At 54.6% G+C, this 7586-nt stretch carries 6 protein-coding genes and 1 pseudogene; 2 read left to right on the forward strand and 5 right to left on the reverse strand.

The window, feature by feature from the left end; translation table 11 throughout:
* Positions 1–473: 473 nt before the first annotated feature.
* Both GTN70_09200 and GTN70_09205 read right to left on the reverse strand, forming a co-directional pair.
* Positions 474–1466, reverse strand: a complete 993-nt coding sequence (locus GTN70_09200; GenBank protein NIO17160.1) for an AI-2E family transporter — start codon at positions 1464–1466, stop codon at positions 474–476.
* Between the two features lie 18 nt (positions 1467–1484).
* On the reverse strand, positions 1485–1649 hold the full coding sequence (locus tag GTN70_09205) for a hypothetical protein (GenBank protein NIO17161.1): 165 nt from the start codon (positions 1647–1649) through the stop codon (positions 1485–1487).
* A 132-nt stretch (positions 1650–1781) separates the two neighbouring features.
* Between GTN70_09205 and GTN70_09210 the strand changes: the two are divergent.
* Positions 1782–2796: pseudogene (locus GTN70_09210) on the forward strand (AIR synthase).
* Between the two features lie 89 nt (positions 2797–2885).
* Here GTN70_09210 and GTN70_09215 read toward each other — a convergent pair.
* Both GTN70_09215 and GTN70_09220 read right to left on the reverse strand, forming a co-directional pair.
* Positions 2886–3416 (reverse strand): nicotinate-nucleotide adenylyltransferase, encoded by a 531-nt coding sequence (locus GTN70_09215; protein ID NIO17162.1) that lies wholly within the window; start codon positions 3414–3416, stop codon positions 2886–2888.
* Positions 3417–3510: 94 nt separating this feature from the next.
* Entirely contained in the window at positions 3511–4368 is an 858-nt protein-coding gene (locus tag GTN70_09220) for an MBL fold metallo-hydrolase (GenBank protein ID NIO17163.1), read from the reverse strand.
* Between the two features lie 225 nt (positions 4369–4593).
* Here GTN70_09220 and GTN70_09225 point away from each other — a divergent pair, with 225 nt between their 5' ends.
* Positions 4594–5685 carry a nitronate monooxygenase gene (locus GTN70_09225; protein ID NIO17164.1) on the forward strand — a complete coding sequence of 364 codons (1092 nt, stop codon included), beginning with the start codon at positions 4594–4596 and terminating at the stop codon, positions 5683–5685.
* Between the two features lie 134 nt (positions 5686–5819).
* Here the strand turns inward: GTN70_09225 and GTN70_09230 are convergent.
* Positions 5820–7586, reverse strand: a 1767-nt coding sequence (locus tag GTN70_09230; protein ID NIO17165.1) for a hypothetical protein, incomplete at its 5' end; no start/stop codon positions are given.

Genomic DNA, 7586 nt, shown 5'->3' on the forward strand with positions numbered 1-7586 from the left:
CAGGCAGAGCATATATGCGATACACCGTTTTCTCATTTCTCCCCTCCTTCCGTTTTCAGAAAAGGATTAAATTTATCTTCCCATCTGTCAAGGACAAAATTTTCATGTCGTTCTCTTTTCAGATCAAAAAGGACCGGCCCCGGTCCTTGTGACCGGAGCCGGGTGTGGTGGGGTAAAAGATCCACATGTTGAGGAGGAGGGGTTACTCCATTAGATCGGCCGGTGAGGGGAAAAACTTTAGGGGGACATACTTTTTTTTTCTCTCCAATCGAAGAGGTTATTCCGCTGCGGGCTGGAAATATAAGCGACGGCACCTCCTGCCCCCAGGAGATGCCGTCTGGTAGAGGGAAAAGATGTATATGGAACTGCACGTACTATTATATAGGAAAATGCAAAAAATTAATTGAAAATATTTAATCTCGTTGAAAGAGTTCCACAGTTTTTTCGGGCACTGATTGCTCCGCGGGGGGCGATTACCCCTCCTTTTCGGCATGGACCATGGAGTAGGTGTAGAGAACCTTGATTATCCCCGCGACGGGCAGGGAGAAGAAAATTCCCCAGAAACCGAAGAGGGCTCCGCCGGCGATGACGGAAAAGATGATGATCGCCGGGTGAATTTTTATATGCCTGGCGGTGAGAAAGGGGGTGAGTAGGTTGCTCTCGATAGAATTGACGGCAACGATCAGGATTACCAGGGAGATTGCCGATTTCAAGATGTTGGGAGTGCCGAGGGACGCAAGGAGGCCCGGAAGGAGCCCGGCGAGGGCGCCATAGTAAGGGATGAAAGAGGATACTCCCGTGAAGATGGCAATGAAAATGGGATGCTTGATGCGAATTATGTACGTGCCGATCAGGGTGAGGATAAATACCAGCACGCACACCAGGAGCCGCCCCCTGAAGAACCCGCGGAGAACCCCGTCGATTTCGCCTAACAGGTCCGTGTAGTCATCGGCCCTTTTCTCTCCGATGAATTGGCGTGCGCTCCTGACAACCCGGTCACGGTTCAACAGGATAAAGAGGGAGAAAATATAGACGAGGAAAAGGTAGACAGCCTGGGAGACGATCCTGATGGCGCTTTTCAGGAATTTCTGCAGGGAGCTGGCGAAGTAGGCATCGAGGTTTTTCACCGTCTCCCCGAGCCAGGAATATTCCTCCCCCAGTTTGTCGGCAATGGCCTTCGATTTTTCCATATACAAGGGTATCTCTTTGACAAAATCCTGTGTCTGGGAAAAGATATAGGCCCCTCCCTTCACGCCGACGGTGACGAAGAGCAGGAGTATGGCCGTGTATATGGCAAAAACGGTTATTTTCCGGTTTACCTTCTTTTTTTCGAGCGTCTCAACGACCGGGTCGAGCAGGTATGCGAAGAGGACCGAGATAATGGTCGCGACGGCAAGCGCCCCGGCCCGATAGAGCAAAAGGGCCAGGAAGAAAAGGGCGGCGATTATGAAATGTTTCCTCTTCATAGCGGGCTGCAGGTGCAATCAGAGAAGTGCCGTGCTGCATTTGGGGCAGTGATTCAACTCCTTGTCCACTTTCAGGCCGCAGGAAGGACATTGTTTCTTGGGCTTCCAGGGCGCATAGACGTAGATGATCGTTGCGACCGCGATGACAACCAGGGATAGCACCTTCATTTGAAATTCTGTCATGTCACTTCTCCATTTCCGAGGATGGCATCACAGCCACCTTTTGTAGGTAAAGATTATATATTAAAATGGATAACCTTGAAACGCGGGTTCCCCCCCCGCCCGTGGGGGCAGGAAAAAAAGCCAGGAGGAGACATGTCACACGAAATGCCAGAGATCGGAAAAATTTCCCCCGAGATATTTTCCCGCATCATACTTCCCCATCTCGGATTCAAGAGAAAAGAGGTGCTCGTCGGCCCCATGCACGGTGTAGACGTGGGAGTCGTCGACATCGGGGGAGGGATGGTGATGGCTCTGACCACGGACCCGGTCTTCATCGTGCCGGAATATGGGTTCGAGAGGTCGGCGTGGTTTGCCGTGCACATCCTGGCATCTGATGCGGCAACGAGCGGTCTGGGCCCCACCTACATGACCATCGATTTGAACCTTCCCCTCGAGATGACGGCCGACCAGTTCGAGACGATGTGGATGAAGATTCATTCCGAGTGCGAGGAGCTGGGNNGGCGGAGCAACGGTCATCAGCGTCGGCCCCCGCGAAAGGTGCCTGACGCCCCGGGATGCGAGGGTGGGGGACCGGGTGATTGTGACCAAAGGCGCTGCCATCGAGGCGTCCGGGCTCTTTGCCGTCACGTTTCCCGGGAAGGTGGCGGAAGCCTACGGAGAGGATTTTTCCCGGGACGCCGAGCAGCTCTTCTACGAGATGAGTGTCGTTGAGGACGCCCTGACCGCCGTTACCGTTGGAGTCCGGGACGATGGCGTAACGTCGATGCACGATGCCACCGAATGTGGCGTGTGGGGGGGGCTCTTCGAGGTGGCGCGGGCATCGAACGTGGGGATGGTCATAGACAAGGAGAAAATCATCGTTCAGGAGAGAGTCCTAAAGATTTGCAACCTCTTCTCCATCGATCCCTATTCTTCCATCAGTGAGGGGACCCTGATCATAACCGTGCGGCCTCACAAGTCCGTTGAGGTGGTAGAGAGGCTTGAAGATAAGGGGATACGGTCATCCGAGGTGGGTGAGGTGGTACCCGAAGAGGAGGGGATATCTCTTTTCGAGAAGGGGATGAAAAAGCCCCTCGATCATCCCCGGGTCGATCCCTTCTGGGAAGCCTTCGGGAGGGAGCTGGAAGGGACGAAGAACAACTCGTGAAGATTCGGAGCGCAAAATACCATGGCCGGCGTTCACGCGGCAAAGGTCACCGGGGGGTTGTGCGTGAGGCGTGTTGCTGCGGGGCTGTTTCAGTTTCCTTTCGGCCGGCGCGCCTCTAGGTGGCGAGCCACCGCTGAAGGGACGAGGTGCTGCCATCTCCCGCCTGATGCCATGATCGAGCGGATCTGCTGACCGCTGATTCCCTTTTCTAACCCTTCGATCAGGATCACGTTGAAGCCCGCCTGACCGAGCCTCTTCGCTTTCTGCCGCTCCCAGGGAGAGTAGGCGACGACAAAGAGCGCGGTCTCTTCCGGAATGTAGTGTTTCCAGCGGTCGGGATGGTGGATGGGGAAGGGAATGATGTAGATACGATCCATGTCGTACCCCTCTTCCCGAAGCGTGTCTGCAATCATTATCAGTCTTTCCGTGTAGGTGTAGGGATTCTCCTCCGGGAGATGACGGTGGCTGCTCAGGTCATCCTCGATGATGGTGCTCTGGTCCGGGTTGGTAATTCCTATGAGGACTCTCTCCGATTGTTCCCATGCCATTCGGAAATAGCGCAGGTGCTCCAGATGGAATGGCTGGAATCGTCCATGAATCATCCCGTATCTGTAGCGCATCTCGGGTCCACGTCGCCGTGCTATGCTTAAGATGTCAGAGATACATTTATAAGTCCAGAAAAATCGGGAGGACAGGCGAAGAGATCTTCGCCGGTCATTCTTGCGATCTATGGTCCAGGCGATCCAGGTGTTTTTTTATCATGACCCTTTCAAAATAGGAGAGGAGTTCCGGTATGTGGGGATGGCCCCCGTAGATCGGCGATTCCGCTACCATTTCCCCGAGTGAGAGTCCGCGCGTAACGAGCGCTCTGATGTCTTCCTCCCTCCGGTAGATCTTTTCCTCGTAATCGTTTAAACATTCTGTGATTCCGGTGTGAACAGGAGGGACATGCGAGGACACCAGCACTTCCGGAGAAACATCCCTGGCCCTGCGGATGGAGGATATGAAGGATTCTATGTCCGATTCTTCGTGGCCGTACCAGGGACCGAACGAGGTCAGGTCGATGTCGAAGGAAAAGAGCGTGCCGGTTCTCTTTTCAAAGAGGCAGAAGTGGTCGGCGGTGTGACCCGGCGTGTGGAGGGCAACCAGCTCGTGCCTGCCCGTTGAAAAGGTGTCTCCTTCCCCATAGGTCCCGTGGGGTTCGAAGGGGGTCACCCCGAGGGTTGTGACCATGAAATTCTTCCACACGCTGAAGGCTTCCTCATCGTCCCTTACGAACCTGCGTCCGAGCCTGTCGATATCCAGAACCGACTCCCATTGCATTTCGGGAACGACGCAGGGTATGTCTTTGATTACGGACAGGGAAGAGATATGGTCCCCGTGTGTGTGAGATATGATGACCAGGTCGATTTCAACTTCCCTTCTGAGTTCCTCCAGGCTGTTTTTACCCGCACCCGCATCGAGAAGAATGTTCCTGTCCCCCCGCAGGAGAAAGCTGAAAGAATAGGGGAATCTCCCTTCGTTTTCAGCCCGAACCGTGTAGACGCCATCGGCGATTTTCTTCAGGTGCATCCATATTTTCCTATTTGTCAGAATGGCAATTAGGATATATTATCGCAATAGCGGAAGGGGGCGTGCGGGAAAAAATGGGCTCGATGGCATCCCGGGCATTTCTGTCTTGCCGGGAAAGGATGAAACCGTGCGGGGACAAATCAGATCATGTGCCGCTGCGTAAAGGGAAAAATTCAATTTTTATCGAGGAGCAGGGGGGCAAAGGTAGTATAATTTTCTGAACAGATAAATCGAGGAGAATCATTGTCACTCCCGGAACTCAAGATAGGTAAGGTTCGGTCCAAGTACCCCATCATTCAGGGAGGCATGGGTATTGGCATTTCGAGATCGCGCCTGTCCTCGGCTGTCTCGGAGGCGGGTGGGATCGGCATCGTCGCCTCCGTTGCCCTTGGCATCCACTCGAAGCATTACAACGGCCCCGGTTCCTACAGGGAGGCAAACATGAGGGCCCTCGGCGATGAACTCGAAAGGGCCTTTGACCTCACTTCCTTGGGAAACGTCGGAACCAACTGCATGGTTGCCTTGACGGATTATGAGAACATGGTCCGAACAAGCATGGAGAAGGGAGCAAGATTAATTATCTCAGGTGCCGGCCTTCCCCTCAAGCTGCCCGAGTATGGAAGGGACTATCCCGACGTGGCGCTCGTTCCGATCGTATCGTCGGTGAAGGCCGCTGTCCTGATTTTCCGGAAGTGGGAAAAGAGTTACGGCCGCGTTCCCGATGGCTACGTCGTTGAAACACCGAACTCTGCAGGTGGCCATCTCGGAGCGAACTTTGAACAGGTGGGAAAGGAGAGCTATTCCCTCGAGCGTGTCATACCCGGCATAAAAGAGATATTTCTCGGCGAGGTGGGCATCGATATCCCCGTGATTGCAGCGGGGGGCATATGGGACCGGGAGGACATACTGAAGATGCTCTCTTTTGGGGCAGACGGCGTACAGATGGCAACGAGGTTTGTCTGCACCGAGGAGTGTGATGCGCCCTTTTCCTTCAAGAGTATGTATCTCAACGCAGAAAAAGGCGACGTGGTGCTCGTGAAGAGCCCCGTCGGCCTTCCCGGCAGGGCCATACAGAATGAATTTGTGCGGCTGGCGGAGAAGGGGAAGGTCAATACCGATGGAAAGTGCACGTATAACTGCCTGGCCAGGTGCTCGTTCAGGGATGCGAAAGAGGGGTTCTGCATCGCCCGTGCCCTGGTAAATTCTCAGAAGGGGCTGACAGAAGAGGGGATCGTTTTCGCCGGGTCGAATGCCATGAAATGCGATGAGATAATCTCCGTGAAGCAGCTCTTCCGGGAGCTGACGGGAGAGGAATAATAGCGAAAGCAGCGCATTCCGGAATTCGGAATGGGGAATGCGGAATGAAAATCAGATGCGTTGAGAAGACTCCCGCATCTGAAATTTCGAAGATCCGACCACGCAACTTTTATCTGTGAGCCCTGCATCTTGGGTTATCCGCGGGTCTTAATCGGGGAACGGGGCGGCGGGGCCGCTTTCTCAGCTCTGTGTTGACTGCTTCGCNNATAGGTCTCCAATTTTCTTTCATTCCTGGTGAAATCAACCTTCCGGTATGTGCCCTTCAGCCATAAATCCGTCTGGTCGCTGTAGTGTTTTTCATAGAAATGTCCCGACTGCCCCGTGCTGATCACCACCCGGGCGTCGTCCGGTTTTGCCGGTGAGACCAGCATCCTCATAGATGGTCCAACGATCGGGGAAAAATCGAGTCCGTGGGGGAACTCTGCTTTGAAAACCGTCCTCCCGTCCCCACCGACCGGTTCGGGGCCGATGGTAAAAAATTTTCTTAAGTACCACTTTTCACCGAAGGGATGGCGCATGCTGACCCTGTGGAGCTTGCCCCATTTCCATCCATCGGGATTCTCCCCGAGCGTTTTCTGTAGGTAGGAAATTGCATTCCCGAAGGTTTCTGAAATGATCCGGTTGCGGTCCTCCTGTTCGGGTGTGCGAAGGTCATCGAACCACAGCGATTCGGGGAACCTGAAGAGGAGATGGTCAAGCGAGACGGTGGGAACTCTCGTTGTTCTTTTAAAGAGCGCGAGCCCATCGTCTCCGAGTTCGTCGGAAAAAACCCGGTCTATGAGCAGCTCGTAGAAAACGGAAAGAATAGATGCCGCAGATGAGTCGGAACTCATGTTCATGTCCCACGCCCTGAGGAGCTCCACGGCCCTTCGCTGCGAAGGCCCCCTGTGCACAGTATCCCCTGCCACGTCGAGGATGAGGGGAACCAGATCCCTTGCCGGTTGAGAGAACGTGTTGTTCTGGAGATTCTCGTGGTCCCGGAGGGAGACCTTTTCCTTCTTCGAAAGGGTCTCGATAATCATTTTTCCTCGAGCAGGGGGTTCGAACACGGAAGAGATATAGATCCTGCTTCTTCGCGGTGACAGGGGAGGAAAGTTTGCGGAGGCGATGAAGCCCTCCGGCGGGTTTTGAATCCGGGGGTTGTCAGCGAAGGAACGGTACCCTTCCCAGTCGTATTCCCCCGAATCCCCGGGGACGGGGATGGGGGGATGGTTTTTCCTCCGCAGGGGTATCCTGCCCGCCAGCTGGTAACCGATATCACCATCCCGGGTCGCGAACAGAACGTTCTGGGCTGTCAGCTCGAAATAAGAGAGCGCCTCCCTGACGTCTGCTGCTGTTTTGGCCCGGTTCAAAAGGTACAGGGACTTGAGGTGATCCCCCGTCGCGTCCTGGCCCGTCCAGCGGAAGGCGAAATCACGCCCGAAGCCGGGTAATATATCTCCAAGCAGGGGGCCGTGAACGGATTCCTCGACCTCGAGCACCTGCTGCTCTCTGCCCTTTATCCTTATGACCTCCTTCCTTTTTTTGAAGGGAAGCTCCTGGCCCCGGTAGACGTAGGTCCCGTCCCCCTTTGCTTTTTCGATAAAGAAATCCACATCGTCGATCATGACGTTGGTGAACCCCCATGCCACGTTTTCGTTGAATCCCAGAATGACGAAAGGGGCGCCGGGGAAGGAATATCCGTAAACGTCCAGTCCGGGACAGATCAGGTGGTTTTCGAACCATACCGAAGGCGCGCTGAGAGGAAGGTGGGGATCGTTGGCCAGGTAAGGAATGCCCTCAGCACTCTTGCTGGCGGAAACGACCCAGGCATTAGACCCTCCCGTTCCCGGAAAGAATGGGAGGGTGAGCGAGGCGTCGAGGATCGTTGAGAGTCCCCCCGGGAAAAGATGACCGGCTTT

The organism is Deltaproteobacteria bacterium, assembly GCA_011773515.1.
Taxonomy (GTDB): Bacteria; Desulfobacterota; Deferrimicrobia; order J040; family J040; genus WVXK01.